Annotated in this window: 25 protein-coding genes; 7 read left to right on the forward strand and 18 right to left on the reverse strand. The window is 68.8% G+C overall.

Annotated features, from left to right (window positions below):
• Positions 1–7: 7 nt before the first annotated feature.
• The 8 genes from I5803_RS11415 to I5803_RS11450 form a co-directional block, all read right to left on the reverse strand.
• Positions 8–250, reverse strand: a complete 243-nt coding sequence (locus I5803_RS11415; RefSeq protein ID WP_196986481.1) for a hypothetical protein — start codon at positions 248–250, stop codon at positions 8–10.
• A 180-nt stretch (positions 251–430) separates the two neighbouring features.
• Positions 431–1,792, reverse strand: coding sequence for a sensor histidine kinase (locus I5803_RS11420; protein WP_196986482.1), 1,362 nt, complete (start codon positions 1,790–1,792; stop codon positions 431–433).
• Entirely contained in the window at positions 1,792–3,141 is a 1,350-nt protein-coding gene (locus I5803_RS11425; protein ID WP_196986483.1) for a sigma-54-dependent transcriptional regulator, read from the reverse strand. The genes I5803_RS11420 and I5803_RS11425 overlap by 1 nt, the downstream gene beginning before the upstream one ends.
• 19 nt (positions 3,142–3,160) lie before the next feature.
• On the reverse strand, positions 3,161–4,399 hold the full coding sequence (locus I5803_RS11430) for an ABC transporter permease (protein WP_196986484.1): 1,239 nt from the start codon (positions 4,397–4,399) through the stop codon (positions 3,161–3,163).
• Between the two features lie 12 nt (positions 4,400–4,411).
• On the reverse strand, positions 4,412–5,731 hold the full coding sequence (locus I5803_RS11435; RefSeq protein WP_196986485.1) for an ABC transporter permease: 1,320 nt from the start codon (positions 5,729–5,731) through the stop codon (positions 4,412–4,414).
• An 11-nt stretch (positions 5,732–5,742) separates the two neighbouring features.
• A complete protein-coding gene (locus tag I5803_RS11440) occupies positions 5,743–6,453 on the reverse strand; it encodes an ABC transporter ATP-binding protein (RefSeq protein ID WP_196986486.1) in 711 nt (236 codons plus the stop codon).
• A gap of 15 nt (positions 6,454–6,468) precedes the next feature.
• Positions 6,469–7,737, reverse strand: coding sequence for an efflux RND transporter periplasmic adaptor subunit (locus tag I5803_RS11445; RefSeq protein WP_196986487.1), 1,269 nt, complete (start codon positions 7,735–7,737; stop codon positions 6,469–6,471).
• Positions 7,738–7,879: 142 nt separating this feature from the next.
• Positions 7,880–8,323, reverse strand: a complete 444-nt coding sequence (locus I5803_RS11450; RefSeq protein ID WP_196986488.1) for a helix-turn-helix domain-containing protein — start codon at positions 8,321–8,323, stop codon at positions 7,880–7,882.
• Between the two features lie 164 nt (positions 8,324–8,487).
• On the opposite strand from I5803_RS11450, the gene I5803_RS11455 reads away from it, so the two are divergent.
• Genes I5803_RS11455 through I5803_RS11465 form a run of 3 tightly spaced genes read left to right on the forward strand, consistent with a single transcriptional unit; the run spans position 8,488 to position 11,386 of the window.
• Positions 8,488–9,480 (forward strand): HlyD family secretion protein, encoded by a 993-nt coding sequence (locus I5803_RS11455; protein ID WP_196986489.1) that lies wholly within the window; start codon positions 8,488–8,490, stop codon positions 9,478–9,480.
• Complete coding sequence (locus I5803_RS11460) at positions 9,477–10,259, forward strand: ABC transporter ATP-binding protein (protein ID WP_196986490.1); 783 nt, start codon at positions 9,477–9,479, stop codon at positions 10,257–10,259. Before I5803_RS11455 ends, I5803_RS11460 begins: the two co-directional genes overlap by 4 nt.
• A gap of 17 nt (positions 10,260–10,276) precedes the next feature.
• Positions 10,277–11,386, forward strand: coding sequence for an ABC transporter permease (locus I5803_RS11465; RefSeq protein ID WP_196988534.1), 1,110 nt, complete (start codon positions 10,277–10,279; stop codon positions 11,384–11,386).
• A 6-nt stretch (positions 11,387–11,392) separates the two neighbouring features.
• On the opposite strand, the gene I5803_RS11470 is transcribed toward I5803_RS11465, so the two are convergent.
• The gene (locus I5803_RS11470) at positions 11,393–13,276 is read right to left on the reverse strand and encodes a hypothetical protein (protein WP_196986491.1); all 1,884 of its coding nucleotides are present in this window, start codon (positions 13,274–13,276) and stop codon (positions 11,393–11,395) included.
• A 154-nt stretch (positions 13,277–13,430) separates the two neighbouring features.
• On the opposite strand from I5803_RS11470, the gene I5803_RS11475 reads away from it, so the two are divergent.
• Positions 13,431–14,138 (forward strand): glutathione S-transferase N-terminal domain-containing protein, encoded by a 708-nt coding sequence (locus tag I5803_RS11475; RefSeq protein WP_196986492.1) that lies wholly within the window; start codon positions 13,431–13,433, stop codon positions 14,136–14,138.
• Positions 14,139–14,153: 15 nt separating this feature from the next.
• On the opposite strand, the gene I5803_RS11480 is transcribed toward I5803_RS11475, so the two are convergent.
• Entirely contained in the window at positions 14,154–14,786 is a 633-nt protein-coding gene (locus I5803_RS11480) for an NAD(P)-dependent oxidoreductase (protein ID WP_196986493.1), read from the reverse strand.
• Positions 14,787–14,881: 95 nt separating this feature from the next.
• On the reverse strand, positions 14,882–15,625 hold the full coding sequence (locus I5803_RS11485; RefSeq protein ID WP_196986494.1) for a response regulator: 744 nt from the start codon (positions 15,623–15,625) through the stop codon (positions 14,882–14,884).
• Between the two features lie 111 nt (positions 15,626–15,736).
• On the opposite strand from I5803_RS11485, the gene I5803_RS11490 reads away from it, so the two are divergent.
• The gene (locus tag I5803_RS11490) at positions 15,737–16,225 is read left to right on the forward strand and encodes a BON domain-containing protein (RefSeq protein WP_196986495.1); all 489 of its coding nucleotides are present in this window, start codon (positions 15,737–15,739) and stop codon (positions 16,223–16,225) included.
• A gap of 7 nt (positions 16,226–16,232) precedes the next feature.
• On the opposite strand, the gene I5803_RS11495 is transcribed toward I5803_RS11490, so the two are convergent.
• Positions 16,233–16,736: an Lrp/AsnC family transcriptional regulator gene (locus tag I5803_RS11495; RefSeq protein ID WP_196986496.1), complete on the reverse strand. Its 504-nt coding sequence runs from the start codon at positions 16,734–16,736 to the stop codon at positions 16,233–16,235.
• Positions 16,737–16,837: 101 nt separating this feature from the next.
• Between I5803_RS11495 and I5803_RS11500 the strand changes: the two genes are divergently transcribed.
• Positions 16,838–20,398: an indolepyruvate ferredoxin oxidoreductase family protein gene (locus I5803_RS11500; RefSeq protein ID WP_196986497.1), complete on the forward strand. Its 3,561-nt coding sequence runs from the start codon at positions 16,838–16,840 to the stop codon at positions 20,396–20,398.
• Here the strand turns inward: I5803_RS11500 and I5803_RS11505 are convergent, their stop codons facing one another.
• The 5 genes from I5803_RS11505 to I5803_RS11525 form a co-directional block, all read right to left on the reverse strand.
• Positions 20,399–20,842, reverse strand: a complete 444-nt coding sequence (locus I5803_RS11505) for a nuclear transport factor 2 family protein (RefSeq protein WP_196986498.1) — start codon at positions 20,840–20,842, stop codon at positions 20,399–20,401. It lies immediately after the preceding gene.
• An 83-nt stretch (positions 20,843–20,925) separates the two neighbouring features.
• Complete coding sequence (locus tag I5803_RS11510; RefSeq protein ID WP_196986499.1) at positions 20,926–21,741, reverse strand: DUF4198 domain-containing protein; 816 nt, start codon at positions 21,739–21,741, stop codon at positions 20,926–20,928.
• Positions 21,742–21,754: 13 nt separating this feature from the next.
• Positions 21,755–22,015: a hypothetical protein gene (locus I5803_RS11515; protein WP_196986500.1), complete on the reverse strand. Its 261-nt coding sequence runs from the start codon at positions 22,013–22,015 to the stop codon at positions 21,755–21,757.
• Between the two features lie 17 nt (positions 22,016–22,032).
• Positions 22,033–23,544, reverse strand: a complete 1,512-nt coding sequence (locus tag I5803_RS11520; protein WP_196986501.1) for a DUF4331 domain-containing protein — start codon at positions 23,542–23,544, stop codon at positions 22,033–22,035.
• A gap of 151 nt (positions 23,545–23,695) precedes the next feature.
• Positions 23,696–24,034 carry a hypothetical protein gene (locus tag I5803_RS11525; RefSeq protein ID WP_196986502.1) on the reverse strand — a complete coding sequence of 113 codons (339 nt, stop codon included), beginning with the start codon at positions 24,032–24,034 and terminating at the stop codon, positions 23,696–23,698.
• A 130-nt stretch (positions 24,035–24,164) separates the two neighbouring features.
• Here I5803_RS11525 and I5803_RS11530 point away from each other — a divergent pair, with 130 nt between their 5' ends.
• The gene (locus I5803_RS11530) at positions 24,165–25,697 is read left to right on the forward strand and encodes a serine hydrolase domain-containing protein (protein WP_196986503.1); all 1,533 of its coding nucleotides are present in this window, start codon (positions 24,165–24,167) and stop codon (positions 25,695–25,697) included.
• A gap of 6 nt (positions 25,698–25,703) precedes the next feature.
• On the opposite strand, the gene I5803_RS11535 is transcribed toward I5803_RS11530, so the two are convergent.
• Positions 25,704–25,946 carry a hypothetical protein gene (locus tag I5803_RS11535; RefSeq protein ID WP_196986504.1) on the reverse strand — a complete coding sequence of 81 codons (243 nt, stop codon included), beginning with the start codon at positions 25,944–25,946 and terminating at the stop codon, positions 25,704–25,706.
• Positions 25,947–26,003 lie beyond the last annotated feature (57 nt).

The following is a 26,003-nucleotide window of genomic DNA, read 5'->3' on the forward strand; positions in this document are numbered from 1 at the left end:
CCGCCGCTCAGGCGATGGCCAGGAGCACCAGGGCGCAGGTCGCGAACACGGCGCCCGTGGTCACGATGCGGGCGGAAGCGACCGAGTGGAACATTTCCAGCGCCAGGCGCACGCTCGCCATGCGGTCGCGCGACCGCTCGCACCGCCGCATGTGGGATTCCAGCGCGTCGAAATCGCTGTTGACGAAATCGCTGGCGCCGAAGTTCGGCAGGGGGGACAGCCCGATCGCTTGTGCTTGTTGGATGCTCATCGTTGTTTCCCTTGAGGTGGTCGCGGTAGCGTCTTTGGTGACTGACTACAGCGTAGGCATTTCTCCGTGCCGGCGGTATCGGAAAACTCTGCGAGCTGCGTAGGAGAAGACCGACAGAAGTCGATCACTGCCGAGCGGGAAATCGTGAATTACTGACGGGCTGCGAAGCTCTTCAATGACTCACGGATGGGCGGGAGAAGCAGGAAGGACCAGCGTGACGGCGAGGCCGCCACCGGGCCGGTTGTGCATACCGATGCGGCCATGATGCGCCTCGGCAATTTCACGGGCGAGGGCGAGTCCGAGCCCGGTGCCGCTGCGCTTGGTGGAATAGAAGGGAACGAGCGCCTGTTCCATCACGGCGGCGGCCATGCCCGAGCCACGATCGGCGACTTCGATCGCCGTCATGTCGCCGGCGCGCCGCACGCAAACGCAGACTTCATCCGGCGCAGACCCCGATTCGTGCGCGTTCTTCAGGAGGTTGATGAGCGCCTGCTCCATCTGCGCCGCATCGAAGGTCCCCGGCTCGCCCGGCAGTTCGCCCTGCACGCGAAAGGGCACCTGCGACTGCAGCGCTTCGATGAAGTTTCGCCACGCGACCCGCTCCATGCGCGGCGCCGGCAGCTTCGCGAACTTCGCGTAGCCCTCGATGAACCGCTCCAGGTGCCGCGCGCGGTCCTCGATCGTGCGCAGGATGTCCGGCAGGCGCTCGGTCTGGCCGCGCTGCAGCAGCTGCGCGCTCGAACTCGCCAGCGACGCGACCGGCGCGAGCGAATTGTTGAGCTCGTGGCTGATGACGCGGATCACCTTCTTCCAGGTCTGCACTTCCTGGCGCCGCAGCTCGGCCGTGAGGTGGCGCAGCAGCAGGAGTTCGTGCTTGCGGCCGTTCAGCGTGAACTCGCGCCGTGCCAGGTGGTAGATCTCGTCTTCCGCCCCGCCCTCTTCCCCATCGCCGGCGACCCGGCTCACGCTGAAGAGCCCGTCGCCGCCGCGCGCGTAGGCCTCGCGCAGCGAGGGAAAGGCGCGCTGCAGCACGGCGGCGATGTCCACGCCTTCGATGCGCCGCCCGCGATGCAGCAGCTGGCGCGCCGCGATGTTCGCGAAGACCACCGGCCCGCCCTCCTGCACCAGCAGCATCGCCACGGGCGTGTTCTGCACCATCGTGTCCAGCAACAATTCGCGCTGCACGAGTTGCACACGCTGCTCGCGCAGCACGTCGCCCAAGGCGTTGTGGGACGCCACCAGGTCGCCGATCTCGTCGTCGCGCTCCCAGTGCAGGCCGAAGGAGAAATCGCCGTCCCGGTAACTGATGACGGTGCCGCCCAGCGCGCGGAACATGGCGAGGACCGGCTGCAGCACCGCACGCACCGCGATGACCGCGACCGGCAGCATCACCGCCAGCGCGATGCCGGCGGCCAGCCACGGCTCCCGCGGCAGCCAGCGCAGCAGGAAGGTGGCGAGCGCGACGGCGGCGGCAACCAGCAGCACCACCACGCCGGCAAGCCGCGAGGCCAGCGTGATGCGAATGCGCCTGCCGCCCGCCATCAGCCCCCGGCGCGCGCGATGCCGTGCCGCTCCATGCGCCGGTACAGCGCCTGCCGGCTCATGCCGAGGTCGGACGCCGCCTGCGCGACGACGCCGCGGTGCCGCGCGAGCGCCTCCTCGATCGCCGACTTGTCGGGCTCGGGCTCGCCGTCGGGCGCGGCGCCTGGGGGCAAGCCGAGGTCGGGCGCCGTGATCGCTTCGCCCTTCGCGAGCAGCGCGGCGCGCTGCATGATGTTCTTGAGCTCGCGCACGTTGCCGGGCCACGCGTGCCGCAGCAGCGCCGATTGCGCGGACGCGTCGAGGCGCTTCGCGGGGACGGCGCCTTCTTGCAGGAAGTGTTCCGCCAGCGGCAGGATGTCGTCGGGCCGGCGCGCGAGCGGCGGCAACTCCAGCTCGATCACGTTCAGGCGGTACAGCAGGTCCTCCCGGAACGCGCCGGACTTGATCATCGCGCGCAGGTTGGCGTTGGTCGCGCTGAGGACGCGCACGCGCACCTGCCGCTCCTCGTTGGAGCCCAGGCGCTGGAAGCGGCCCGTCTCCAGCACGCGCAGCAGCTTCACCTGCCCCGCGGGCGGCAAATTGCCGATCTCGTCGAGGAACAGCGTGCCGCCGTCGGCCGCCTCGAACTTGCCCGCGCGCGCCTTCGTCGCACCCGTGTACGCGCCGGCTTCGGCGCCGAACAGTTCCGCCTCGATCAACTCGGAGGGCAGCGCGCCGCAGTTGAGCGTGACGTACGGACCGTCCTTCACCTGCGAGTTGGCCTGGATGATCTGCGCGATGCGCTCCTTGCCCGCGCCGTTCGGGCCGGTGATGAGGACGGGCACGTCCGCGCGCGCCACCTGGCAGGCGACTTCGAGCACGCGCTCGGTCGCGGCGTCGCGCCACACCATGCCGCGCAGGTCGTGCTGGGCCTCGAGCTCGCGGCGCCCGCGCCGCTCGCGCTGCAGCCGCGCCCGCAGCGCGCGGTTGGCCTGGCCGAGCTCCAGCAGGTTCTTCACGGTCGTCACGAGGCGCTCGTCGTTCCAGGGCTTGGCCACGTAGTCGGCGGCGCCGGCCTTCACGAGCTGCACGGCGGTGTCGAGGTGGGTCCACGCGGTGAGCAGGATCACGGGCATGTCCGGATGGCGCTCGCGCAGGCTGCGGAAAAGCGCCTGCCCCTCTTCGCCGGACGTGGTGTCGGCCGCGAAGTTCATGTCCTGGATCACGAGGTCCACGCCGCCCTCCCCCAGCATCGCGAGGCCCGCCTGCGGGGAGTCGGCATGCTGCGTGGCGATGTCGTGCAGCGACAGCAGCACGTCCAGCGCCGTGGCGATGGACGGGTTGTCGTCGATGATCAGGACGTTGGGCATGCGGGCGCCAGCATACCAATCACGCAGTCCGCGTCGCGATGGCGGGCGGGGTGTTCGCCGCGCGCGAGGCCGGGCCCCACACCGCCGCGATGCCGAGCAGCCAGAGCGCAGCCGCGCCGAAGGCGAGGTAGCCGAGCGGCAGCCGGCCCATCTCGAGGTTGCGCATCAGGAGCTGGTTCAACCCGATCGCCAGCACCAGCCCGGCCGCGATGCCGCCCGATGTGATGAAGAGGTTCTCGGTGACGAAGTAGCGCACGATGTCGCGCCAGCGCGCGCCCAGTGCGCGGCGCACGCCGATCTGCTTGCGCCGCTGCGCGACGCGCAGCGCCGTCATGCCGACGATGCCGCTCACCGTGACCAGCAGCAGCAGCACGCTCACGGCCACGAGCATCCACGCCATCGCGCGCTCGTTGCGGTAGCGGTTGTACCGGTCCTCGGTCACCGTGCGCTGCGAGACGCGCACGGGGCGCGCATTCACCTTGCGCAAGGCCTCCTCGCCCGCGGCGAGCACGCGGTCGCCCTGCCCCGGGTCCACGCGCAGCGCATAGCGCGAAGAGGGATTCGACAGGCGCCAGGGGATGACGATCGAGTAGTCGCCCGCGGCGCCGGGCTGCGCCTGCGTCGTCTGCAGGTGCTCCACGACGCCCACGATGCGCAGTTCGCTGCCCACGCCGAGCCCCTGGTAGAAGCGCTTGCCGAGGAAGCTGGTTTCGCCCGGGAACATCAGCTCCGCGAGGCTGCGCGTGACGATGGCGACCTTGGGGAACTTGTCGATCCACGAGTCGTTCTCGGGGTCCATCTCCACCGCCTCGTCCTCCTTGAAGTCGCGGCCCTCGGTGAGCTTCAGGCCCAGCGTGGCGACGAGGTCCGACGGCGCCGAGTAGATCGCGGGGTCCGCCGTGGCGCGCGTCTGCGCGAGGCTCGTGCGCACGCTGCCGGAGGAGCCCGAGGTGGACATGGGCATCTGCGTCGTCCATGCCACGGAACGCACGCCGGGCAGCGCCTTGAGCGCGGCGAGTTCGCGCCGCTGCTGCTCGATCGCCTCGTTGTGCGTGCGCTTGTCCAGCGGGCGCACCTGGAAGTACACCACCGCCGCCTCGTCGTCGATGCCGCTCGGGCGCTGCGCGGAGGCCAGGCGCGTCTGCACGATGAAAAGCGCGTTGGCGAGGATCGCGAGGCTGATCGCCACCTGCAGCGCCACGAGAAGCGGCGCGGTCTTGTTGCGCAGCAGCGCGGAGAAGATCGGTCGGAGTTCCATGGTGTCCCCTGTCTATTGGGATTTGAGCTGCAGGGCCGGCGTGACACGGCTCGCGCGCCAGGTCGGCAGCAGGCCGGCGAACAGGCTCGCGCCGAGCGCGATGGCCAGCGTGAGGCCGAGCATGGGCCAGTCCATGTGCGCCACGACCGAGAGGTCGCGCGACTGCTGCCGGATCACCCACAGGCTGCCCAGGCTCAGGAGCAGGCCGAGCACCCCGCCCGCAAGGCCGATCACGCCGGTCTCCACGAGGAACTGGCCGATGATCGCGGGCCGCGTGGCCCCGAGCGCGCGGCGCACGCCGACTTCAGGGCCGCGCACGGAGAACTTCGCGAGCAGCAGGCCCATGGTGTTGATCACGCACAGGAGCAGGAAGCCGAGCGAGAGCCAGACCGCGGCCTTGCTGTCGTTGTTCACCACCTGCATGAACTCCATCCACTCCATCACGTCGTAGATGCGCGCCGGCACGGGGCGCTCGAAGCGGCCGAGGCGGCGCTGCTCCGCGACATAGTTGTCCATGAAATTCTGCAGCGCCGGTCGCTCCGCGGCCGAAGCGAGCTCGAACCAGAACTGGATCCACGTGCATTCGGATTCGAGCAGGCCCTTGTAGCCCGCGCCGAGCTCGCCGGGGCAGCTCGTGTTGCCGTTGGAGGACTGCTCGGCCTCGATCGCGGCGCGAAACGGCACGTAGATCTCGTCCTCGCCGTTGAACTTGCCGCCGTTGCCGTTCAGCAGGTGCGTGTAGCGCGGCACGGGGTTCCAGTCCTGCAGCACGCCGACCACCTGGAACTCGCGGCTCCAGATGCGAAAGCGCTTGCCCACCGCGTCGCCCGCGCCGAAAAGCGCCTGCGCCTTCTTGCGCGTGAGGACGGCGACGCGGGCGCCCGCCTTGTCGTCGCCCGCGCCCCAGGCGCCGCCCTGCAGGAACGGGACCTCGAACATCTCGAAGAAGTCGGCGTTCACCGCGACGCCGCGTATTTCCGTCGGCGGCTTGTCTGCGCGCGGCGGCTCCACGGAGCCCGCGATGTCCAGCACCGCGGTGCGATGCGTGCCCTGCCCCGAGGCGAGGAGGTTCATCGTGTCGGGGTAGGTCATCTGCACCGCGAAGGGCTCGCGGTAGCCGGGCACGTAGGATTTCAGCGGCGCGTTGTCCAGCAGCGGCGAGAACAGGCGCGCGCTCTTGTGCGGGATCGGGTCGCCCGACATCACGTGCAGGATCGTGAGCGTGGAAATGCTCGCCGCGACGCCGATCGCGAGCGTGAGCACCATGAGGCCGGTGAGCACCGGGTTGCGGCGCAGGCTGCGGGCGCCCAGGCGCAGGTAGTAGGCGAACATGCGCGCTCCCTTCAGGCGGTTGCGGCTTCGGGCTCGAGGAGCGAGGGCGTCTTGCGCACGAGGTCGCTCACGTAGCCGTCGATGATGTGCACGTTGCGCTGCGCGCGCATCGCGAGTTCGGCGTCGTGCGTCACCATGAGGATGGTCGTGCCCTTCGCATTGATCTGCTCCAGGAGCTCCATGACGCTGCGCGCCATCTTTGTGTCCAGGTTGCCGGTCGGCTCGTCGGCCAGCAGCAGCTTGGGGCTGCCGGCGAGCGCGCGGGCGATCGCCACGCGCTGCTGCTGGCCGCCGGAGAGCTCCGCCGGGTAGTGCTTCATGCGCGAGGCGAGGCCCACGTCCGTGAGCGCCTGCCCGATGCGCTCGCGCCGCTCGGCGGCGCTGAAGCCGCGATAGCGCAGCGGCACGTCGACGTTGTCGAAGAGGTTGAGGTCGGGAATGAGGTTGAAGCCCTGGAAGATGAAGCCGAGCTTCTCGTTGCGCAGGCGCGAGCGCGCGTTGTCGTCGAGCCCCTTCACGTTCACGCCGTCGAGCGTGTATTCCCCGCCCGTGAAGTCCTCCAGCAGTCCCGCGATGTTCAGGAAGGTCGTCTTGCCCGAGCCCGACGGGCCGGTGACGGTGACGAACTCGCCTTCCTTCACGTGGATGTCGAGGCCGCGCAGCGCGTGCGTTTCGATCATGTGGGTGCGATACACCTTGCTCAAGTCCTGCATGCGCAGCATGGGTGGCCTTTCGTTTCAGGGGTTGATGGAGACGGCCTCGGCGTTGTCGAACGCCTCGGTGCCGGAGATGACGACCTGCTCGCCGGCCTTGAGCCCGCCCGCGACTTCCACGGCGGCGACGCTCATCGCCCCGAGCGTGACGGGGCGCCTGCGCGCCACGCCGTCCTCGACCACGTACACGTAGTGGCCGCCCTGCGCTTCCACGAAGGGGCCGCGCGGCAGCATCAGCACGTTGGCCTTCTCGTCGATCAGCAGGCGCGCCTGCACGCGCTGGCTCTGGCGCAGGCCCTGCGGCTGCGCGCCGGAGAAGCGGACGCGGGCGAGCACCTGGTTCCTGACAACTTCGGGCGACAGCGCGGAGAGCTTGCCCGTCGCCTTGATCTCGCCGGCGGTGATTTCCACGTTCATGCCGATGCCGAGGTCGGCCACGTAGGTCTCGGGAATCTCGAGTTCCACTTCCAGCCGCGTCAGGTCGACGAGCGTCATCAGCGGCGCATTCGCCGCGACGACCGCCCGGTTGGCGACGGCGAGGCTGCCGATGAACCCATCCATCGGCGAGCGCAGCGTGAGTTCGTCCACGCGCTGGCGCGCGAGGTCCAGGGCGATCTTCTGGCGCTGCAGTTGCGACAGGCGCGTCTTGAGCTGCAGGTCCACGTCGTCGTTTTCCAGCAGCGCGGCCTCCGACGCATGCTTGCTGCGGATCTGCGCGGACTTCAGCGTGTCCTGCGCCTTCTGGAAATCGTTCTTCGCGATGACGCCCTCGATGCCGGCCGCCTCCACGCGTTCGTACGCGCGCTGCGCCGCGATGCGCTCGATCTCGGCCTGGTCGGCGTCGCGCCGCGCGATCAGCTTCGCCTTGCGCGCGATGAGCTGCTGGCGCAGCACCTCGGCCTGCAGCTCCTCGAAGCTGGATTGCTCGCGCTTGAGCGCGCCCGCGAGGTCCGGGGACTCGAGCACGGCCAGCACATCGCCCTTTTTCACCGTGTCGCCCGCGTTGACCTTCAGGGTGACGGTGGACGCGGCCGTGGCATAGAGCGTGGGACTCACGGCGGCGACCACGCGTCCGTTCACCGCCGCGTCGCGCACCAGTGTCCCGCGCGTGACAGGCGCGATGCGCAGGCGCTGCGCATTCACCGACTGCGTGCCGGCATGCCAGCCACTGAGCAAGGTCGCCGCGATGCCGGCGGCGAGCAAGGCGGCGCCCGCGCCGATGGCAAGGCGCAGCTTGCGCCTGCGGGTGTCAGGGGCGAGGGCGGTGTCCTGGGCGGAGGTGTCTCGAATCATGGCTTGCGTGTGTCGCAGCCATCGTTTGCACGATGCGTGCCTGCACGCAAGTCATTGATTCATAAGGAAAAGCCCGTCCGCTGCGGGCTGTTCGCGGGTGTCCGCGCGCTGTCCGCCCGGCGGCCGGACAGCGAGGCGGCGCTCAGGGCTGGAGGGCGGCGAGCCTGGCGTTGGCTTCGCGCTTGCCGAGCGAGCGCACGCCGGCGATGGCCTTGAGCTGGGCGGCGCGCGGCGTGGCCTTGCCGGTTTCCCACTTGTAGATCGACTGGCCGGTGACGCCGATCAAGGCGCCGAAGGCTTCGGCCGACAGGCCCAGCTTGCGGCGGCGGCTGGCGAGGCCCTTGGCGGAAAAGCGCAGGCGCTCCGTGGGTTCTTCCTGGGGCTTGCCCGCGGAGGACGCGCCACGGCCGCCCCCCTTGGAGAGCTGGCGGATCTGCGATTCCATCGCCTTGATCTGCTTGCGCAGGGCGGCGATGTCCGAGCGGTAGCGCGTGGACGCTTCTTTCAACGAATCGGTCTCGGCGCGGACTTCCTTGCGGGCGAGGCGCGAAATTTCGGATTTGAGGACGGAGGCGATATTGGGCATAGGGCGCCATTTTGCACCGAATGGAGGGTCCCTGAAGGTGTCAACGCGTCCAAACACGTCCATGGCCCGGATTTAAAAAAATGGCGACCTCGCAATAATGTGCGCGCGGAACGATGCAATCGCGCCGTGTTGCCAAGGGGCTGCGGCGGGACCAATAATCCGCGATGCGCCGTCTTCCCTTCCCCTTGCACCGGCTTTGCGGATGCGCGGCGGCGTTGGCCTGCATGCTCCCCGCGGGTTGCGGCGACCCGCGCGACGCGGGCTGGTCCGGCTATGCGGACGCCGATTACATCTACGTCTCCTCCCCGCTGCCCGGGACGCTCAGCGTGCTCGCGGTGGAGGCGGGCCAGCAGGTGGGACGCGGCAAGCCGCTCTTCGCGCTGGAATCGGAATCGGAAAAGGCGGCCCGCGAAGAAGCGAATGCGCGCCTCGAAGCCGCGCAATCGCAGGCGAGCGACGCGGACAAGGGCAAGCGCGAACCCGAAGTGGCGGTGAACCGGGCGCAGCTCGCGCAGGCGCGCGCGGCCGCGGAACTCGCGCAGCACGACCTCACGCGCAAGCGCGAACTCGTGGCCAGGGGCTTCATTTCGCGCGCGCAGCTCGACGAGGCCCAGGCGACGCTCGCGCAGGCCCAGGCGCGTGTGGCGGAACTGGCATCGGCCGTCCAGGTGGCGCGCCTGCCCGCCCGATCGGATGCGCGCGACGCGGCCGATGCGCAGGTCGAAGCCGCGCGCCAGGTGCTGCGCCAATCCGAGTGGCGGCAGCAACAGAAGCAGCAGACCGCCCCCTCGGATGCGCAGGTGGCCGACACCTTCTCTCGCCCCGGCGAGTTCGTGGCCGCGGGCCAGCCCGTCGTCGCCCTGCTGCCGCCCGCTAACATCAAGGCGCGCTTCTACGTGCCCGAGTCCGAATTGCCGAAACTCGCGCTCGGCCAGGACGTGCTCGTCGAATGCGACGGGTGCGGGGCGGCACTCCGCGCGCGGATCACGCGCATCGCGACGCGGCCCGAATACACCCCGCCGGTGATCTATTCCAATTCCCAGCGCCGCAAGCTCGTGTTCATGCTGGAGGCGAAGCCCGCGCCGGCGGATGCCCCGCGGCTTCGCCCCGGCCAGCCGCTGAGCGTGAAGGCGGCGGCGAACGCGACCGGCCGATGAGCGAACTCGCGATCGACGTGCGCGGGCTCACCAAGCGCTACGGCGGGCGCACGGTGGTCGACCATGTCGACCTGCAGGTGGGCGCGGGACGCATCTGCGGCTTCCTCGGCCCGAACGGCAGCGGCAAGACGACCACCATCCGCATGCTTTGCGGCCTGCTGAAGCCCGACGACGGCGAGGGCACGTGCCTCGGGCTGGACGTGATCCGGCAGGCGCGCGAGATCAAGCTGCAGGCCGGCTACATGACGCAGAAGTTCGGCTGGTACGAAGACCTGTCGATCCGCGAGAACCTGGAATTCATCGCGCGGCTGTTCCAGGTCCCGCAGCGTGCCGCGGCGGTGGACCAGGCGCTGCAACGGCTGGGACTCGTGGAGCGGCAGGGCCAGCTCGCGGGCGCGCTGTCCGGCGGCTGGAAGCAGCGGCTCGCGCTCGCGGGCTGCCTCATTCACGACCCGAAGCTGCTGCTGCTCGACGAACCGACCGCGGGCGTCGACCCGAAGGCGCGGCGCGAATTCTGGGACCAGATCCACCGGCTCGCGGACGAGGGCATCACGGTGCTGGTGTCGACCCACTACATGGACGAGGCCGCGCGCTGCCATGAGCTCGTCTACATCGCCTACGGCAAGGTACTCGCGCGCGGCACCGAGCCGCAGATCGTCGCGCAGGCGGGTCTGCCCGCGGGCTCTTCGCTGGAAGAAACCTTCATCAAGCTGATCGAGGGCGCGCAGGACAATTTCGCGCCCGCCGGCGACAGGCATCGCAAGGAGAAGGCGGCGTGAGTTTTTCCTTCGCGCGCATGGCCGCCGTCTTCATCAAGGAGTTCCAGCAGATGCTGCGCGACCGGCTGACCTTCGGCATGGCGGTCGGCGTGCCCATCCTGCAGCTCGTGCTCTTCGGCTATGCGATCAACACGGACCCGCGCGGCCTGCCCACCGCGATCGTCGCGGCGGACACCGGCCCGCTCGCGGGCAGCATCGTCGCGTCGCTGCAGAACACGGGTTACTTCCGCATCGTCCACCAGGGCACGAGCGAGGGCGATGCCGAAAGGCTGATCGAGTCGGGCGAGGTGCAGTTCATCGTCGTCATCCCGCCGCAGTTCTCGCGGCGCCTGGTGCGCGGCGAGCATCCGCAGCTGCTGGTCGCGGTCGATGCGACGGACCCGTCGGCCTCGGGCAATGCGCTCGCAGCGCTCAACGCAGCGGCCGCGCAGGCGCTGCAACCGGACCTCACAGGCGCGCTCAGTTTCCTGCAGTCGCCACCCGCCCCCTACGAAGTCGTGGTCCACCGGCGCTACAACCCCGAGGGGCTCTCGCGCTACAACATCGTGCCGGGCCTCATCGGCACGATCCTCACGATGACCATGGTGATGCTCACCTCGCTGGCGATGACGCGCGAGCGCGAGCGCGGGACGATGGAGAACCTGCTCGCGACGCCGGTGCTGCCCGCGGAGGTGATGGCCGGCAAGATCCTGCCGTACGTGGTGATCGGCTACGTCCAGCTCGGCGTGATCCTCGGCGCGGCGGCATTGCTGTTCGAGGTGCCGCTCGAAGGCAGTTTCATGCTCCTCATGGCGATGATCGGCGTGTTCATCGTCGCCAACCTGGGCGTCGGCTTCACCTTTTCGACGCTCGCGCGCAACCAGTTGCAGGCGATGCAGATGACGTTCTTCTTCTTCCTGCCCAGCATGCTGCTCTCGGGGTTCATGTTCCCGTTCCGCGCGATGCCGCGATGGGCGCAGTGGGTCGGCGAGGTGCTGCCGCTCACGCACTTCCTTCGCATCGTGCGCGGGATCATGCTGAAAGGCAGCACCGCCGACCTGCTCGTCGGCGAGCTGTGGCCGATGCTGGCGTTCATGCTGGTCGCCGGGGCGCTCGCGCTGGCGCGGTACCGGCAGACCCTGGACTGACCGTTCTCAGATGACCGCGTGCGGGAAGAACGTCGGGTCCAGCTGCTGCACCACACCCATGAAGCCCAGGTGGTCGGTGTTGTACGAGAGGTTGGCCGCGTAGGCGAGCGCATCGCCCTGCGTCGCGAAGGTCTTGCCCGCGCCGATCTGCGCGGTGAAGCTCGCCACCACTTCGGCGCTCGCCTGCACGCCGGTGAGGTTGAAGTACACCTGCGACACGAGGTTGGCGGAGGTGATGCCGTGCAGGCTCGCGTCGATCAGCTTCTGGCCGAGCTGGCCCATGCCGGTGGACGTGTCCGCCTGCGCCGTCCAGCGGCTGAGGGTCGTCATGTCCGGTGCCGTGCCGAAGGCCGCGTGGAGCAGCGCGCCGGCTTGCCAGACGCTGCCGGCGGGCGCGGAGCCCGACGGGCCCTGCGTGTCCAGCGCGAACACGGCGTCACTGAACACGATGCGCTCGGTGGCCATGATGATCGGCACGGTGTCGGCGTAATGGTCGTCGGCGGTGTGGATGGTGAGCGTGCCGTCCTTGAGCGTGTACGAATGCACCTGGCTCACCGAATTCGGGAAGATGTAGGTGTCGCGGCCCGAGCCGCCGTCGAAGTAGTCGGCGCCGCCCTGGCTGTAGTAGACGTCGTCGCCGCCGAGCGCGAGGCACGCGTTCTCGTCGTACGTGCCGTAGAGCACGTCGCTGTTCTCGGTCGCCTTGACGATGCTCCGCAGGGGCGCCGTGTCGCTCCTCAGCACGGCCGTGGCCACGACGCCCCAGCCGCTGCCGTCCTGCCCCTGCGAGCTCCACGCGGCAACGTAGGCGCTGCCTTCGGCTGCGAGCGTGACGTCCGACTGGTTGCCCGCCATGGTCGAATTGAGCATGGTTTCGCCGCCGAGCGTGTGGCCGTTCGCGTCGAAGCGCTGCGCGACGATGTCGTCGTTGCCGTTCATCGTGCCGTCGGTGCTCGTCCAGGCGACGACGAAGCCGCCGTCGTTCATCGCGGTGATGGCGGGGGAGGTCTGCTGGCCTTCCACCGTGTGGTTCACCAGCGTCTCGCCGCCCATCGTGGCGCCGTTCGCGGCGTAGCGCTGCATGTGGATGTCCAGGCCGTTGCCGTCGCTCGCGACGGATTGCCAGGCGATCGCGTAGCCGCCGTCGGCCAGCGCCGCCATGGCGGGCTTGGCGATCGCGCCGCCGCCGCCCGTGTCGACGCGCATGTCGGCGGATACTGCCGCTCCGTGGCTGTCGAAACGCTGGGAATGGATGCCGTTGCTGCCGTCCCAGGCGATGACATAGCCGCCATCGGCCAGGCCCGTCGTCACCGGCGCGGATTGCGGGCCGGCGCTGGAAGCGGTGACCAGCGTCTCACCGCCGGCCGCCACGCCGTCCGCGCCATACACACGCGAGTACACGGCGCCGCCGGCGCCGGTGTCGGACCACCACGTGGCGACGAAGCCACCGCCGGCGAGCGCCGTGAGGCCGGGATGCGCCTGGTCCAGGGCGCTGTGCGTGTTCACCTGCGACTGCGTGCCGAGCAGGTTGCCCTGGCCGTCGAAGCGCTGCAGGTAGACGCCGTAGTCGTCGCCGGAGGGGGACGCCTCCTGGCGGGAGGACCAGGCCACGACGAAGCCGCCGTCGGCGGTGGCCGTCACGGTGGGTTCGACCTGTTCGTTGATGGAGATGGAGTTGACCACCACTTCCCCGCCCACGGGCACGCCCGCATTGCTGTAACGCTGCAGGTAGATGTCGGTGGAGGGCACGCCCGTGGCGTAGTCCGGCTGGAAGGATTGCCACACCACGACGAAGCCGTCCCGGAGGTTGGCGATGGCCGGCGCGAACTGGTCGCCGCCGGTGGTGGTGTTGACGCCGGCTTCGCCGGTGTGGGTGATACTGCTGCTCATGCTCGTCCCTGATTGAATTGGCTGTGCTTGCCTTGGAACGAAGGCTAAAGCTCTTCAGGTCCCGCAGGGTGTAGGACGCTTGCCCCTCAGCGCTGAGCTTTGCGGCCTACATCGGCCTTCAGCAGGGTTTCGCGAGGCGGCTTATATTGGGCCGATGAACGACCTCTCGGCCTTCCCCATTACGCGCAAATGGCCCGCGCAACACCCCGATCGCGTGCAGCTTTACTCGCTTCCGACGCCCAACGGCGTGAAGATTTCCATCATGCTGGAGGAGACGGGCCTGCCCTACGAGGTGCACCGTGTCGCTTTCGACAAGCAGGACCAGCTGTCGCCGGAATTCCTGTCGCTCAACCCGAACAACAAGATTCCCGCGATCCTGGACCCGAACGGTCCGGGCGGGCGGCCGCTGCCCCTCTTCGAGTCCGGCGCGATCCTGCTCTACCTCGCGGAGAAGACCGGCCAGCTCATCCCGGCCGACGCCGCCGCACGCTACACGGTGATCCAGTGGCTCATGTTCCAGATGGGCGGGATCGGGCCGATGTTCGGGCAGGTCGGCTTCTTCCACAAATTCGCCGGCAAGGATTTCGAGGACAAGCGCCCCCGCGACCGGTACGTCGACGAGGCCAGGCGGCTGCTCGGCGTGCTGGAAGTGCAGCTCGGCCGGCACGCGTGGATCGCGGGCGACGCCTACAGCATCGCGGACATCGCGACCTTCCCCTGGATCCGCAACCTCGCGGGCTTCTATGGGGCAGGCGAGCTGGTCGGGTTCGACAACTTCCCGAACGTCAAGCGGGCGCTCGCCGAATTCGTCGCGCGCCCCGCGGTGATCCGCGGCCTCGCGATTCCGGCAGCGCCTGTTTGAGCCGCAGGCGCCAGCCTAGTAGCTGATGTTGAGGATCTGGCCGCGATACGTGCCGGTCGCCGCGGCCTGCACGAGGAAGGCGGCCGCATCCGCATGCGTGATCCCGGCCAGGATGTCGACGTCGAGGTCCCTGCCGACGCGATAGCCGCCACGCGCGGGCGAGCACTTCAATCGCGGGGGGCGGACGATGGTCCAGTCGAGGTTGCTTTCGCGCACCAGGCTTTCGGTGCGGGCCTTGTCCTCGTAGAGGCGCCCGTGCGCGGCCCTGCAGGCCGCGATGAACACGCGCTTCACGAGGTTCATGCCGTGGCCGCTTCCCACCATGAGCCCGCTCTGGACGACCAGGCGCATCACACCGGAGACGGACATGGCGCGCATGATGTTCTGCGTGCCTTCGGAGACGGTCGAATCGGCGAGGGCACCGGCGGGCGGGTCCAGTGCGCTGATGACTGCCTGCTGCCGCTGCATGGCCGTCACGACGCATTCCGGGCGCATCACGTCGCCATCGACGATGCGCAGCCTTTCGTGCCTGGCAGGGACGTGGGCGGCGTCATGGGCCAACACCGTGACTTCATGCCCGGCGTTCAGCGCACAACTGACGACTTCTGCTCCGGTGCGGCCTTTGGCGCCGACTACGAGAATTCTCACCGACTACTCCTGCCCGTCGAGGGGGTACTGACGGGCAGATTCTGTTTCCCGGTGAGACACCCGGACAATCAGCCGGGGTGCTTAGGCCACGTGGATCAGTGTTGTTGCGCAGCCTTGGCGGGTTCCCTACCCGCGTCCGCGGCGTCGCCCATGAGGGCGTGCCGCCAGCCACGCTTTTCCACGGCTGCAACGGCCTGCGCGCGCGTCGAGCAGCCCAGCGTCTGCAGGATCGCGGCGACGTGGCTCTTCACGGTGCCCAGCGCGAGGTTCAGGTCCCTGCAAATCTGCTTGTTGGACCGGCCGTCCAGCAGCAGCTTCAAAACGTCGATCTGCCGCGCCGTCAACCCGGCGGCCTGGGGAGAGTTCGCGCCCGGCGGACTGGATGCCCCCAAGGCGGGAACTTCGCCGCCGTTGAACAGGGTCTCGGGTGGAACGTAGATGCCGCCGGCCAGGACGAATTGCAGGGCGCTCACGAGCACCTCCGCCCCCGACAGCTTCGGGACGAAGCCGAGCACGCCGCGTTTCAGCGCCAGCTGCACGGTGCGCAGGTCGTACGTGGCGGACACCACCACCACGCGGGCGGAGGGACAACTCGCGTACAGGAGCTCGACGGCATCGATGCCGCGGCACCCGGGCAGTCCCAGGTCGAGCAGGACGAGGTCGATGTCCGAATTTTCTTCGATGGCCGATATTCCGGCCGCAAGGGTTTCGGCCTCCAGCAGCTTGCAGTCGGGATCGACCTGGCGCAGCGCCGAATGCAAGCCGAGGCGAACGAGGTGATGGTCGTCGATCACCAATACCTTCAGGGCTTCCACCCCAGGTGATGCGTGTTGTGTCATGTGTTCGATCCGCTGGGGCTTGCAGCCTTCGTGCAGTACAACCGCCCTCTCTATATCCCTGGGATTCGCCTGAAAGCGTAACAAATACCCAAGGCTCGCACAATAGGGAGCATGAACGGGCCATTCGCTGTCGCAGCTTTCCTCCTTTTGATGCATGCCGCCCCGTGTGGCGCGCAGGAGCGCAGGAATTTCTTCGAGGATCCCTTCGCGCAGGTGACCTCCGCCCTGCGCGACTGCCCCGAGCCCGAAGGACCGTTGATGACGCCGCAGGAATTTCGCGACGCGGCGCACATCCGCGCGCAGCACGGGGGCAGCTGCTACCTCTCCGGCCGCTGCCGCCTGCCGAACTCGTACCTGTACGACAAGGAGATCATCCCGCGCACCGTCCAGTACATCCAGCGCGACGGGCGCTTCGACGACACGAGCGTATGGATCCTCGGGCAGCGGCGCATCGTCACGATCCTGGGCTGCGTGAATTCGCGCGAGCAGGCCGACGCGCTCGTGAAGTGGGTGATGCTGATGGACGACGTCATGAACGTCGTGGACCAGACCATGGTGGGAACGCGGGGCGCCCCGCCCTATCCCGTCCAGGGCCGCTGACGCCCGCCTATCCGCGCCTCGCCTTCGACTTGCCCGCCTTGCCCGGCGCCTGGATCGGCAGCCGCGTGTCCGCCTTCACTTCCTTGAGGACGACGCTCGAGCGCACATGCGTGACGCCCGGGAGCTTGAACGCCGTCTCGTGCAGGAAGCGCTCGTAGCTCTTGATGTCCGGCGCCAGCACCTTCATCACGTAGTCGGCCTGGCCGGTGGTGGAGTAGCAGCTCACGATCTGCGGGCAGTGCGCGACCTCCTTTTCGAACTGCACGACGACGTCCTCGTTGTGCCGGGTGAGGTTCACCTCCGCGATGACGCACAGCGCGAGCCCGACCCGCTCGCGGTCGATGATCGCGGTGTAGCCGCGGATCACCCCGCTCGCCTCCATGTCCTTGATGCGCTTCCAGCACGGCGTGCTCGAAAGCCCCACGCGGTCGGCGAGCTGCTGCACCGTCTGGTGCGAATCGCGCTGCAGTTCCGTGAGCAGCACCACGTCCTGCCGGTCGAGCTCATCCATTCTCTTGTCTCCTCAGGCGCATAGAACAGTTTTCTCCCAGGAGTATGAAATCGGAGAAGAAAAGAAGCAAATTCTCCAGCCCGCACCTTAGCCTTGGCACGATGAACGACACCCTCGCCCGACCCGGCTACCGCCTCTCCGATGCGCTCTGGGCGCACGAGGGGCAGATCTTCCTCACCGGCACCCAGGCCATCGTGCGGCTCATGCTGATGCAGCGCCAGCGCGATGCCGCGGCGGGCATCGCGTCGCAGGGATTCATCAGCGGCTACCGCGGCTCGCCGCTCGGCATGGTCGACCAGCAGGTGTGGAAGGCCGGCCCGAAGTTCGCGGAACAAGGCGTGAGGTTCCTGCCCGCCATCAACGAGGAACTCGCCGCCACCGCGGTGCTGGGCACGCAGCGCGTGGAGTCGGACCCGGAGCGCACCTGCGACGGCGTCTTCGCGCTCTGGTACGGCAAGGGCCCGGGCGTGGACCGCGCGGGCGATGCGCTCAAGCACGGCAACGCCTACGGCGCTTCGCCGAACGGCGGCGTGCTGATGGTGGCGGGGGACGACCACGGCTGCGTGTCGTCCTCGATGCCGCACCAGAGCGACCAGGCCTTCCAGGCGATCCACGCGCCCGTCGTGTCGCCCGCCAACATCGCGGAGTACCTGGAATTCGGCCTGTACGGCTGGGCGCTGTCTCGCTATTCGGGCAACTGGGTCGGCTTCACCGCGCTGTCGGAGGTGGTGGAGAGCGGCAGCACCGTGGACCTCGACCTGATCAACGCGCGCATGGCGGCCTGGCAGGACGCACGGACGGTCGATTCCATCACCGGGCATACGGCCCCGGCGGGGGGCCTTCACTACCGCTGGCCCGACCTGCCTTCGCTCGTGATCGAGCAGCGGCTGCACGCCAAGCTCGACGCGGTGCGCGCCTTCGCGCGCGTCAACAGCATCGACCGGACCATCGCCGACAGCCCGCGGGCGACCTGCGGGATCGTGACCGCCGGCAAGGCGCACTTCGACTTCATGGAGGTGCTGCGGCGCCTGGACATCTCCACCGAGACGCTCGCGCAGCACGGCGTGCGCATCTGCAAGCTCGGGCTGACCTATCCGGTCGAGCCGGTGCGCATGGGCGAATTCGTGCGCGGCCTGCGCGAAGTGCTGGTGATCGAGGAGAAGGGCCCCGTCGTCGAATCGCAGTTGCGCGACATGTTCTACAACGCGCCGCACCGCCCCGTCGTCATCGGCAAACGCGATGCGATGGGCTCGCCGCTCGTGTCCCCGCTGGGCGAGCTGCGGCCGTCGCGGCTCATCGAGATCGTCGCCGACTGGCTGGCCGCGCACTTCCCGGACCTCGACCGCCGCCACCTCGTGCGCGACTTCACGCCGCCCGAGCTGCTCGCCAACGCGGCCGATGCCGTGAAGCGCCTGCCGTACTTCTGCGCGGGCTGCCCGCACAACACCTCGACGAAGGTGCCCGAGGGCTCGCATGCGCAGGCAGGCATCGGCTGCCATTTCATGGCGAGCTGGATGGACCGGGAGACCGAGGGCCTGATCCAGATGGGCGGCGAAGGGGTGGACTGGGTGTCGCACGCGATGTTCACCAGGGTGCCGCACGTGTTCCAGAACCTGGGCGACGGCACCTACTACCACTCGGGCTATCTCGCGATCCGGCAGGCCGTCGCGGCGAAAGCGACGCTCACCTACAAGATCCTCTTCAACGACGCGGTCGCGATGACGGGCGGCCAGCCGGTGGACGGGATCATCACCGTCGACGGCATCGCACGGCAGGTCGAGGCCGAGGGCGTGAAGCAGGTGATCGTGATGTCCGACGACATCTCGAAGTACGACGGCATCCACGCGCGCTTTCCCGCGGGGACGGAGTTCCACGACCGCGCCGAACTCGACGCCGTGCAGCGGCGCCTGCGCGAGATGCCCGGCGTCACGGTGCTGATCTACGAGCAGACCTGTGCGGCCGAGAAGCGCCGCCGCCGCAAGAAGGGCGAGCTCGTCGAGCCCGCGCGCCGGCTCTTCATCAACGAGCAGGTGTGCGAAGGCTGCGGGGATTGCTCCGTGCAATCGAACTGCGTCGCCGTGCTGCCGACGGAGACGCCGCTCGGCCGCAAGCGCCGCATCGACCAGAGCGCATGCAACAAGGACTACTCGTGCGCCAAGGGTTTCTGCCCGAGCTTCGTCGGCGTGCTGGGCGGCCAGCCGCGCAGGAAGGCCGGCGCGCTGGCGCGCCGCGGGAGCGAGGTCGCGCGCCTGGTCGACGTCTTGCCGCCGCCCGCGCCGCACGCGTGGACCGGCCCCTACGACCTGCTCGTCGCGGGCGTGGGCGGCACGGGCATCGTGACCGTGGGCGCGGTGATCGCGATGGCCGCTCACCTCGAAGGCAAGTCCGCGAGCGTGCTGGACTTCATGGGCTTCGCGCAAAAAGGCGGCAGCGTGCTCGCGTTCGTGCGCCTGGCCGACGTGCCCTCGCGGCTGAACCAGGTGCGCATCGACACGCAGCAGGCCGATGCGATCGTCGCCTGCGACGCGGTCGTGGGCGCTTCGCCGGAAGCCTTGCAGACCGTGCGTCGCGGCCGCACGCGCGTGCTGGCGAACGTGCACGAGACGCCCGTGGCCGAGTCGCTGCGCAACCCCGATGCGCAGCTGCGCATCCCCCAGCTGCTGGACAAGCTGCGCTTCGCCGCGGGCGACGATCGCGTCGAAACGCTCGATGCCCAGGCACTCGCGGAGGCGCTGCTCGGCGACTCCATCCTCGCGAACATGCTGACCGTCGGCTACGCGTGGCAGCGCGGCCTCCTGCCGGTGGGCCTCGCCGCGCTGCGACGCGCGATCGAATTGAACGGCGTCGCGGTCGAAACCAACCTGCTCGCCTTCTCGCTCGGCCGCCTCGAGGCCGCCTCGCCGTCCGCGCTGCGCCAGCTGCTCGAAGAAGAAAGCCTGGATGCGCCGCCCGCCGACTCGCTCGACGCGTCGATCGCGCGCGGCATCGATCACCTCACCGCTTACCAGGGCGCCGCCTACGCGAAGCGCTATGCGCAACTCGTCTCCCGTGTGCGCGCGGGTGAACTCTCGCTCGACGAGGGGAGCGGCCTGCCTTTCACGGCGGCGGTGGCGCGCGCGCTGCTCAAGCTCATGGCGTACAAGGACGAATACGAGGTCGCGCGCCTGTACACCGACGGACGCTTCCAGCAGCAGTTGCGCCAGCAGTTCGAAGGCGAGGTCTCGCTCGAGTTCTACATGGCCCCGCCCTTCCTCAGCCGCGCGAAGGACGGCCAGGCGCCGCGCAAGGTCCGGCTCGGCGCATGGATGCAGCACGCGATGAAGCTGCTGGCGCGCGGACGCATGCTGCGCGGCACGCCCTTCGACATCTTCGGCCGCACGCAGGAGCGCCGCATGGAGCGGCAGTTGATCGAGGACTACGTGGCGCGCATCGAGTCGCTGCTGCCCCTGCTCGATGCACGGCGGCTGGGCATCGCGACGGACATCGCGTCCCTGCCGCTGTCCATGCGCGGGTTCGGCCACGTGAAGCTCGCGAACGTCGCGCTGGCGCGCACGCGCGAGGCGGAGCTGCTGCATCGGCTCGACCCGGTCGCGTATCCGCGGCCGGAAGCGAAGGCGCAGGCGGGCCAGCTGCGCGGGATCGCCGTCGTGTCCGCCCGCTGATCAGCCCGAAGTCGCCAGGCTGCCGGCGTCGCCGAAGATGCAGCGAAAGCCGCGCTGCGTGTCCATGTACTCGCGCATGCGGTGGATGCGGCCGTCCATGACGTCGATGACGAAGCAATAGTCGTTCTCGTAGTGCCTGCCGCTGGACAGCCGCGCCCGGAACGTCGTCTCCAGCACCGCACGCGATCCTTCGGCCGTGAGGCTGCGCGGCGTCGATTGGACGTCCGCCACGAACAGCGTTGCGAACTCGCGCGAAAGGAATCGCACGATGACGTCGCGCGTCAGGTCGAACTGCGTGTAGCCGAGCGCGACGCCGGTCGCGTTGCCCGGCGGCGCATGCCAGATCGCGTCGGGCGTGAACACCGCCTCGATGCGCGCCGCATCCCGTGTCGCGAAAGCGGCCCACGCGTTCTTCACGATTTCCTTGGTGGCTTGCGAGTCCATGATGATCTCCTTGGTGGGAAGGCTGCATGGTCGGCCGGGGACCGCCCCGTGACTGGCTGTTTTCGGACGCGTGCACCGCACGCTCAGCGTGCGCGCATCTCGAACGTGAGGCTGCCCCAGTGACTGTCCCAGTCGTCCTGCGGCGAATCGGTCGCGGGGATCATGTGCACCACGCTCGCCATCCACGTGCCGGCAAAGGGGGGCGTGGCGACGAGCCGGCCTTGCGCATCGGTCGTCGCGCGGATCAGGAGCAGCTGCCCGCCGCGGCGGTGCCAGAACTTCACCAGCGCCCGCGGCAGCGGCTTGCCCTCCCACAGCACCTCGAACACGAGGTCGCCTCCCGCGGGCGCGGCCGTGGGGTCCGAGAGGGGAACGATCTCCAGGCGCTGGCCGGTGACATGCAGCGCGGCATCGCCCGGCTCGGCGGCTGTGTTGACCAGCGTCTTCACGTGGCGCCGGAACCGCTCGCGCCCGGGCTGGTCGGCCGTGCCGGCCCGGGTGCGCGCATCGATGATCCCGTCGAGCCCTTCGTCGTGCAGGTACGCGTGGAAGCGTCCCGCGTCCAGCTCCACATGGCTGGGCTGCGTGTCCGCCCAGAACAGTTGCGTCCCGGAGCCGGCGAGGGGCACCTGCATGGCTCCCGAGGGCGCGGCGGGAATGAACGCACGCAGGTCGCTCGCCCGGCCCGCGGCGCGCCGATGCAATTGCGTGACGAAAGCGGTGGACACGCCCACGAGCTCACCGCTGAAATTCTCCCCGACCTGCATCGCCAGCGACACGGAGTCGCCGGCGGGATGGAAACGGTCGGGCACCATCCAGAATTCGTGCGAAAGCGCGGGGCCCCATCCCATCAGGGAGATGGCGGCCACCGCGCAGGCGACGGTGTCGCCCCATTTCATGTTCGCGGCGCCTTCAGTTGACGGCCGCGGGTTCCGTCGTGTCGCTGGTGGGCAGCACGGCATCTCCCACGAGCACGGGCTCGGTGGTTTCGCTGGTCTGTGCGATCAGTTCCTGGAGGTACGCGATCAGGCCGTCCACGCTGGATTGCGCGGAGCCCGGCACGTCGGTCGTCCTCGCCGTTGCGGGAGCGTCGTCGCCGCCGCCGCCGCAGCCCGCCAGCAGCGCGGACGCTGCCAGGACCACGGCTGCGCTTCGGAGTTGAAGTTTGTGCATGTGCAGGGTCCTCGGTGTCACGGGTAGGTCGTGCCGGCCGCGGGAGCCGGGTTGAAGTTGCCCGTGATCGGGGTGGTGAGGTACGGGAATGCCGTGCCGTAGTTGGCCGCGGTCTTGCGCACGCCATCGGTCAGCGGCAGGCCGCCCGCGGGCGCATCGGACGGCTTGCAGCCCACCTTCAGCGTGTCGGCGGTGCCGGTCAGCGCGCACAGGGCGCCCATCGCGACGCGCAGAGAGAGGTCGACCACGTCGTCGGCCGGGCGGCGTCCGTTCGGGAAGCCCGCGAGGTCGCCGCCGGGGACGCCGAGCGCGTTCTGGCTGGCCGCCGGTGTCGCCGCGATGGAAGTGTTGAGGCGCAGCATTTCGGACGCGACCACGTTCTTCGGCTGGTTCACGCCTTCGAGTCCCTTGAGGAACACGGTGACGAGGTCGGTGCGCGGGAAGTTGGTCGGCGCCTTGGCCGAGGGGAACAGGCTCTCGATCAGCGCAGGCAACGCGGGGTTCGTCACGTAGTCGATGAACTGCCCGTCACCGGAAGGACGCGACGCGTTGAACTTGTCCTTGTCGGCCAGGCCGATCACGACTTCATTGACGAGCGGCATGCCGACGCGCGACACCTGCGTCCATGCGCCGCCTTCCTTGGTGGCTTTCGCGAGGCCCGTGCCCGGGGCGCCGTTGACGAGGCGCGCCTGGCGCAGGCTGGCCGTGGTGAAGGCGCCGATCACGGGATCGGCCGAGGTGGCGACGCAATCGATCGGCAATTCCATCGCGATGGAACTGACGTTCTTGGCTTCCAGGTCGTTGTTGTTGCCGCCCACCTCCGGGCCGAGCGGGTTCAGGTTGAAGAGGTCGAACGTCTTGCCCACCGCGATGTAGAAGGGCTCCTTGCGCTGGCCGACGAACACCTTGCCGGGCGTCGCGCAGCCGGGGATGGCGACGTTGTAGATATGCTGGTTCGCATAGGCCGCATAGCCGCCGGGGAACACCTTCTCGCCGATGTTGTCCACCGGCTTGTCGAAGGTCGCCGAGCCGCCGGCCGCGTTGGTGACGGACGTGCGTGCGCCGCCGCGGCGGTTGCCGCGCACGAGGTCGATCGTGAAGGTTTCGCGCACGTTGAGCGTGGCGGGGTTCACGCCGGAGATGGGGCCGCTGTTGATGAGCGGGATTTTCGTCTGCTTGCCGCCGACGGCGAGCGCGCCGTCCTTGGACGCATTGTTGAAGCGGAACTGGAAGGTCATGTCCTCCACCGCGTCGCCGTTGTTGTCCACGTGGATTTCGTACAGCGCGTTCGGGTCGAACATATAGAAGTTGGGTCCGCCCTGCGGGTCCTGGAACGGCTGGTAGTTCGCGAGCATCGTCACGAAGCCCTGGCGGCCGGGCTCGTAGCTGCGGAACATGTAGAAGTCGGTGCCGTCCACCTTGGGCTGGCTCGTGATGTACGGGCCCTCGCGGTGGCTGGATGCGAACGCGACGCTCGCGGCGCCGAGGGTCAGCAGCAGTGCCGCGGACGCGATCGAAGAAAGTTTCATGGAGTCTCCTGGAAGAGCTGTCAGGGCCACCGACACGGCGTCCCCTGCATGCAGTACGCGGGCAATCCCGAAACGGTTTTGGCTCATGTGAAAACACCGCCACGCGCTTTCGCGCATGGCGGTGTTCCGCGGGAAACGGCGGCGCTAACGATCAGTTCGGGCCGGAAGCCATCTGGGCTTCCATGTCCTGCATGGAGATCATGTTGCCCTTGGTCATCTTCATCTTCTTCCAGTTGTTGGTGTGGTAGGCCATGTACTCTTCCTGCGAGACCATGCCGTCGCCGTTGGCGTCCATGGCTTTCCAGTTGGCGGAGGGGCCGCTGCCCATGGTCTTGCCGTCCTTTTTCATTTCGGCCTTCTCGGCCGGCATTCCGCCGGACTTGGCGGCGTTGGCTTCGGCGGCGGGACGCATGACGGTGCCGGCGGGTGCCTGGGCAAAAGCGGAGGCGGAGGCGATCGCGGCGGCCGCGAGGATGGAGATCGTTTTCATGGTGTGTGTTCCAAAGTTGGCTCGGGCACAGCGCCCGCATGAGTAGTACGGAGACGGGCCGCGGGCGGTTTGTAGGAGTTCGTGCGGCGGAAGCGTCAGGCGAAGTCCCGTGCATCGCTATAGTCCAGCCATGAACCCATCCATGCAGTCCGTCTTCCGGCGCGCGTGCGGCGCGCTGTTCATCTGCGCTTTCGCGACCTGTGCTTTCGCGCAGGCGCCCGCGCCGGCATGGCCCGCGGCCGAGTGGGAACGCGCCACGCCCGAGGAGATGGGCATGGACTCCGCGGCGCTCGCGACCTTCGTGGAATTCGGCGCCAACACGCGCATGGACAGCCTGGTCGTCACGCGCTGGGGCCGTATCGTCGCCGAGGCGTACTACGCGCCATTCCAGCGCGGCATGAAGCACCGCATCAACTCCTCCACCAAGGCGGTGATGGGCGCGCTCGCCGGGATCGCGGCGGGACAGGGCCGGCTGGACGTGAACGCGCCGGCGCTGGGGTTCTTCAAAGGCGCGACCGCCGCGAACGAGGACGATCGCAAACGCGCGATCACCGTGCAGCAGCTGCTGAACATGACCTCGGGCATCTCGTGGGTGGAACCCCTGTCGGACGAGGTGCCCGAAACGATGATCGCCATGGGCCGCAGCGCGAACTGGGTGCAGTTCGTCCTCGACCGCCCGATGGCGCAGGCGCCGGGGGCGAAGTTCAACTACAACAGCGGCGACTGGCAGCTGGTGTCCGCGATCGTGTCGCTCGCGTCGGGCATGCCGTCGCGGGACTTCGCGGCCAAACACCTGCTCGCGCCGCTCGGCATCGTGGACTGGCGCTGGCGCCTCGACCCGCAAGGCGTGGCGACCGGCGGCTTCGGCCTGTACCTCAGGACGCAGGACATGGCCCGCTTCGGCTATCTCTACCTCCATCATGGCCAGTGGAACGGCACGCAGGTCGTGCCGCGCGCCTGGGCCGACAAGGTGTTCCAGGCGAGCGTGCCGATGTTCGCGACGGGCGCCTGGAAGTACGCGGACGGCTGGTGGACGCTGCCCTCGCGCGGCGCGTATTTCACCGTCGGCTTCGACCGGCAGTTGATCGTGGTGATGCCCGAGACGGGCGTCGTGGCGGCGATGACGGGCCGCTCCAATTACCCGCTCGACAACGTGATCGACCATCTCGCGCGCGCCGCGCGGTCGGCATCGCCGCTGCCCGCCGACGCCCAGGGGCAGGCCGCGCTGGACGCGAAGATCCGCGAGGCGGCCACCCCCAAGCCGATGGCGACCTTGCCGGCCGCGCCGCCGATCGCGCGTGAAGTCGCGGGCAGGACCTATGCGCTCGAGCGCAATCCCTGGGGCATGAAGGAGATGACGCTGCGCATGGACGGTGCACCGGCGATGGAGCTCGTCGTCTATACCTCGCGCACGAGCAATGCGACCATGAAGGTCACCTTGCCTTTGGGGATGGATGGGAAGTTCACGATGAGCGAGACACCGGAAGGCTTGACGGCGATCCAGGCGGGCTGGACGGATGCATCGACCTTGTCGGCGGTCCTGCGCGTGCCCGAAGAGGGCATCTCGAGGACCTATGAATTGCGCTTCGATGGCGCCCGGGTGGCGGTCACGGTGACCAATTCCACCGGGGCCAAGACCAGCTTTTCCGGCGAAGCGCGCTAGCGGGCCTCAGGTGCGCTTGCTGCCGGTCTCGCGGCGGCCCACGATTTCCACCGTCGACAGCTTGACGTGCTGCACGTTGCCCGCAAACGCCTGGGCGGCCGTCTGCACGGCCTGGTGGCTGGCCTGCCCGGCGCCGAGCATGACGAGCGAGATGGCCGCGCCGACCGCGACACCGGCGGCGATGCGCGCGGTGAGGGACAGCAGGGGTTGGGGGGCGGCGGCGAAGGGGGTGGCGGCGATGGTGTTCATTTGATCCTCTGGCGGGCCGGGGTGGCTCGATGGGTTGGACTTTAGGCGGCAGGTCCC

It is taken from the genome of Caenimonas aquaedulcis, from assembly GCF_015831345.1.
Taxonomy (GTDB): Bacteria; Pseudomonadota; Gammaproteobacteria; order Burkholderiales; family Burkholderiaceae_C; genus Ramlibacter; species Ramlibacter aquaedulcis.

Excerpts from the sequence above, each read along its gene's own strand:
- I5803_RS11415 (WP_196986481.1), bottom strand. The coding sequence starts at position 250 with ATGAGCATCCAACAAGCACAAGCGATCGGGCTGTCCCCCCTGCCGAAC.
- I5803_RS11420 (WP_196986482.1), bottom strand. The coding sequence starts at position 1,792 with ATGGCGGGCGGCAGGCGCATTCGCATCACGCTGGCCTCGCGGCTTGCC.
- I5803_RS11530 (WP_196986503.1), top strand. The coding sequence starts at position 24,165 with ATGAACCCATCCATGCAGTCCGTCTTCCGGCGCGCGTGCGGCGCGCTG.
- I5803_RS11505 (WP_196986498.1), bottom strand. The coding sequence starts at position 20,842 with ATGGACTCGCAAGCCACCAAGGAAATCGTGAAGAACGCGTGGGCCGCT.
- I5803_RS11435 (WP_196986485.1), bottom strand. The coding sequence starts at position 5,731 with ATGTTCGCCTACTACCTGCGCCTGGGCGCCCGCAGCCTGCGCCGCAAC.
- I5803_RS11500 (WP_196986497.1), top strand. The coding sequence starts at position 16,838 with ATGAACGACACCCTCGCCCGACCCGGCTACCGCCTCTCCGATGCGCTC.
- I5803_RS11535 (WP_196986504.1), bottom strand. The coding sequence starts at position 25,946 with ATGAACACCATCGCCGCCACCCCCTTCGCCGCCGCCCCCCAACCCCTG.
- I5803_RS11445 (WP_196986487.1), bottom strand. The coding sequence starts at position 7,737 with ATGATTCGAGACACCTCCGCCCAGGACACCGCCCTCGCCCCTGACACC.
- I5803_RS11450 (WP_196986488.1), bottom strand. The coding sequence starts at position 8,323 with ATGCCCAATATCGCCTCCGTCCTCAAATCCGAAATTTCGCGCCTCGCC.
- I5803_RS11430 (WP_196986484.1), bottom strand. The coding sequence starts at position 4,399 with ATGGAACTCCGACCGATCTTCTCCGCGCTGCTGCGCAACAAGACCGCG.
- I5803_RS11440 (WP_196986486.1), bottom strand. The coding sequence starts at position 6,453 with ATGCTGCGCATGCAGGACTTGAGCAAGGTGTATCGCACCCACATGATC.
- I5803_RS11465 (WP_196988534.1), top strand. The coding sequence starts at position 10,277 with ATGGCCGCCGTCTTCATCAAGGAGTTCCAGCAGATGCTGCGCGACCGG.
- I5803_RS11470 (WP_196986491.1), bottom strand. The coding sequence starts at position 13,276 with ATGAGCAGCAGTATCACCCACACCGGCGAAGCCGGCGTCAACACCACC.
- I5803_RS11475 (WP_196986492.1), top strand. The coding sequence starts at position 13,431 with ATGAACGACCTCTCGGCCTTCCCCATTACGCGCAAATGGCCCGCGCAA.
- I5803_RS11495 (WP_196986496.1), bottom strand. The coding sequence starts at position 16,736 with ATGGATGAGCTCGACCGGCAGGACGTGGTGCTGCTCACGGAACTGCAG.
- I5803_RS11515 (WP_196986500.1), bottom strand. The coding sequence starts at position 22,015 with ATGCACAAACTTCAACTCCGAAGCGCAGCCGTGGTCCTGGCAGCGTCC.
- I5803_RS11460 (WP_196986490.1), top strand. The coding sequence starts at position 9,477 with ATGAGCGAACTCGCGATCGACGTGCGCGGGCTCACCAAGCGCTACGGC.
- I5803_RS11525 (WP_196986502.1), bottom strand. The coding sequence starts at position 24,034 with ATGAAAACGATCTCCATCCTCGCGGCCGCCGCGATCGCCTCCGCCTCC.
- I5803_RS11510 (WP_196986499.1), bottom strand. The coding sequence starts at position 21,741 with ATGAAATGGGGCGACACCGTCGCCTGCGCGGTGGCCGCCATCTCCCTG.
- I5803_RS11490 (WP_196986495.1), top strand. The coding sequence starts at position 15,737 with ATGAACGGGCCATTCGCTGTCGCAGCTTTCCTCCTTTTGATGCATGCC.
- I5803_RS11425 (WP_196986483.1), bottom strand. The coding sequence starts at position 3,141 with ATGCCCAACGTCCTGATCATCGACGACAACCCGTCCATCGCCACGGCG.
- I5803_RS11455 (WP_196986489.1), top strand. The coding sequence starts at position 8,488 with ATGCGCCGTCTTCCCTTCCCCTTGCACCGGCTTTGCGGATGCGCGGCG.
- I5803_RS11520 (WP_196986501.1), bottom strand. The coding sequence starts at position 23,544 with ATGAAACTTTCTTCGATCGCGTCCGCGGCACTGCTGCTGACCCTCGGC.
- I5803_RS11485 (WP_196986494.1), bottom strand. The coding sequence starts at position 15,625 with ATGACACAACACGCATCACCTGGGGTGGAAGCCCTGAAGGTATTGGTG.